3 protein-coding genes are annotated in these 3,065 nt (G+C 68.4%); 2 read left to right on the top strand and 1 reads right to left on the bottom strand.

Annotated features, from left to right (window positions below; all coding sequences use genetic code 11):
• Window positions 1–25 precede the first annotated feature (25 nt).
• Window positions 26–292, bottom strand: a complete 267-nt coding sequence (locus tag ACFTZB_RS44555; protein WP_378442250.1) for a helix-turn-helix domain-containing protein — start codon at window positions 290–292, stop codon at window positions 26–28.
• 99 nt (window positions 293–391) lie between these two features.
• Between ACFTZB_RS44555 and map the strand changes: the two genes are divergently transcribed.
• Together map and ACFTZB_RS44545 are read left to right on the top strand one after the other, a co-directional pair.
• The gene (gene map / locus ACFTZB_RS44550; RefSeq protein WP_378442248.1) at window positions 392–1,162 is read left to right on the top strand and encodes a type I methionyl aminopeptidase; all 771 of its coding nucleotides are present in this window, start codon (window positions 392–394) and stop codon (window positions 1,160–1,162) included.
• Window positions 1,163–1,560: 398 nt separating this feature from the next.
• Window positions 1,561–2,991, top strand: coding sequence for an aldehyde dehydrogenase family protein (locus tag ACFTZB_RS44545; RefSeq protein ID WP_378442246.1), 1,431 nt, complete (start codon window positions 1,561–1,563; stop codon window positions 2,989–2,991).
• Window positions 2,992–3,065 lie beyond the last annotated feature (74 nt).

Below are 3,065 nucleotides of genomic sequence, written 5' to 3'. Positions count from 1 at the left end.
CACGTGGACGGCGGCGCCTCGCTTGTCACCCGGTCTGCTGAAGGTTCAGGTCGGGAAGGCAGATCTGGGCGAGGTCCTCCAGCGGGACCGCCAGCACAGCCGCGAGTGCGGCAACTGTCGTGAAGGCCGGGGTTGCCAGGCGTCCCGTCTCGATCTTGCGCAGGGTCTCGGGTGAGATCGACGCGGCAAGTGCCACTTCGGCGGGCTTGCGGTCGCCGCGCGCCTGCCGGAGGTAAGCGCCGAGTCGCTTGCCGGCGGCCCGCTGCTGCGGCGTCAAAGGAGATCGCACCATGCGCCAAGGATACGCCACGCTCGGTATGAAAATACCGAGCCATCCACTAGCCTGGTATTTCTATACCGGTCTGTCTGCGAGAAAGTGGAGCGTGAGCGCGTGTTGGAACTGAAGACGTCACAGGAGATCGAGTCGATGCGCACCACCGGCGCGTTCATCGCCGAACTGCTCGACGACCTGCAATCGCGCGCCCTGGTAGGGGTGAATCTGCTCGACCTCGAACACCGCGCCCGGCACTTGATCGAGGACCGCGGGGCGGTGTCCTGCTACTGGGACTATGCGCCGTCGTTCGGCCGTGGCCCGTTCCGCAACGTCATCTGCCTGTCCGTCAACGATGCGGTGCTCCACGGCCTGCCGCACGACTACGACCTGCGCGACGGGGACCTGCTGAGCATGGACATCGCCGTCTCGGTCGACGGCTGGGTGGCCGACTCGGCGCGCAGCCTGATCGTCGGCACACCCCGAGCGGAGGACCAGCGACTGATCGAGGCCACCGAGCGCGCACTCGCCGCCGGTATCGACGCCGCACGTCCGGGCGGGCGCCTCGGCGACATTTCCGCCGCGATCGGCGCGGTCGCCGCCGACTACGGCTACCCGGTCAACACCGAATTCGGTGGGCACGGGCTCGGTCGAACGATGCACGAGGACCCGCACGTGTCCAACCAGGGGCGCGCCGGCCGGGGCCTGGTGCTGCGCCCCGGACTGACCCTCGCGCTCGAGCCCTGGTTCGCCCGCGGAACCGACAAGATCGTCTACGACCCCGACGGGTGGACCATCCGATCGGCCGACGGCTCGCGGACCGCCCACAGCGAACACACGATCGCGATCACCGACGGCGATCCACTCGTACTGACGCGCCGCCCGGTCTGAGCCCGGTCGGCGACCGCCTCGGCCTCCCGATCGCCAGCCTCGGATGAGGTGCTTTTGATGGGTTATCGATCTTGATTGAGGTGCCAGTCACAGCAAGACTGGCTGCATGAGCATGAGCAATTCCCCACCGAGGTGGCACAGACGCTCGCGGATCCGTAGGTCCGACGAGACAAGCCCCGTCTCCGCCTAGTTCACCGGCCGCTGCGACCTCCGGTGCCGGCGATACCACGCAGCCCGTCGCGCCGGGCGTCCCGGCCCGAATCCTCTTGCGACCCGGGTACAGACAGTCCGAGCGCGACAGGTATTCGACTCGACACCAACCCTTTTCAAGTCATCCTCAGTCAGTCGCCCTGCCGTCCTCACGGTGGGCGGCGAACCAGTCCCGATATGGAGCCGACATGGACATGTTGCTCGCCGGTGAGTGGCGTGGCGCCGCTGACCGCACCACCGACCTCATCCGGTCCCCGTTCGACGGCCGCGTGATCGAATCGGTTCCGGTGGCCACCGCCGCCGATGCCGCCTTCGCCCTGGACCGGGCCGAGCTCGGTGCCCGAATCCAGCGAGCCACTCCCGCTCACGAGCGGGTGGCGATCTTGATGCGAGCCGCGGATCTGGCCGACGAACGCGCGGAGGACCTCGCGCAGACCATCAGCGCCGAGACCGGGAAGCCGATCAGTGAGGCGCGCGGAGAGGCCGGCCGGTCGGGCAGCATCATCCGGCTGGCCGCGTTCGAGGGCAGCCAGCTGTACGGCTCGACGCTGCCGCTGGACGCCAACCCCGGAACCGGGCTCGAGAAGGTCGGGTTCACGCTGCGCCAGCCCTGCGGGATCGTCGTGGCGATCACGCCGTTCAACTACCCGGCACTGTTAGTGCTGCACAAGATCGCGCCCGCGCTGGCCGCGGGTAATGCGGTGGTACTCAAGCCTGCCCGCACCACCCCGCTGACCGCGCTGAAGCTGGCCGAGTGCTTCGTCGACGCCGGCCTGGCCCCCGAGGCCTTGTCGGTGCTGACCGGCCCGGGCTCCGTGCTCGGCGACGTCCTGGTCACCGACCCACGGGTGCGGAAGGTGTCGTTCACCGGCTCCACCCAGACCGGAACGCGGCTGGCGTCCATCGCCGGTATCAAGAAGCTGTCACTGGAGTTGGGTGCCTCCTGCCCGGTCATCGTCCTCCCCGACGCCGACATCGAACTCGCCGCATCCGCGGTGGCGGCCGGCGGCTACATCAACGCCGGTCAGGTCTGCATCAGCGTGCAGCGGGTCATCGTGGATCAGTCCGTCGAGGCGGACTTCCTCGACGCCCTGGTCCCCAAGGTCGAGAGCATCGTCGTCGGCGACCCCTCCCACACCGACACCAGGCTGGGCTCGCTGATCTCCGAAGCCGAAGCCACCCGAGTACATTCGGCGATCGCCGAAGCCGCGCTGGCCGGCGCAAAGATCCTCACCGGCGGTGACCGGGACGGCGCCGTCGTCACCCCGACCGTCGTCGCCGGCGTCGACCCGACCTCCCCATTCAGCCGCGACGAACTGTTCGGCCCTGCAGTCGCGGTCTCGTCCGCCGCCGACCTCGAGTCGGCGATCGCCCTCGCCAACGACAGCGACTACGGCCTCGGCGCCGGACTGTTCACCGCCGACGTCAGCGCCACCACGCGGGCGATGCGGCAGATCGACGCCGGCAACATCCACATCAACTGGACCCCGCTCTGGCGCGCCGACCTCATGCCGTACGGCGGCCTCAAGGGCAGCGGCATCGGCAAGGAAGGCGTCCGCTCGGCGGTCGAGGAAATGACCGAGGAGAAGACCGTCGTCCTGCACGGCCGCCCCTGTTAACCGACTCCCCCTCAGACACTTTGGTGGCACTCACATAAAACGACGACATGACACCACTGAGCACCCACAAGACC

Source organism: Rhodococcus sp. NPDC057014 (genome assembly GCF_042673295.1).
Taxonomy (GTDB): Bacteria; Actinomycetota; Actinomycetes; order Mycobacteriales; family Mycobacteriaceae; genus Rhodococcus_F.
Note: the sequence above shows the minus strand (reverse complement) of the source record. Positions and strands in the feature narration are given on the sequence as shown.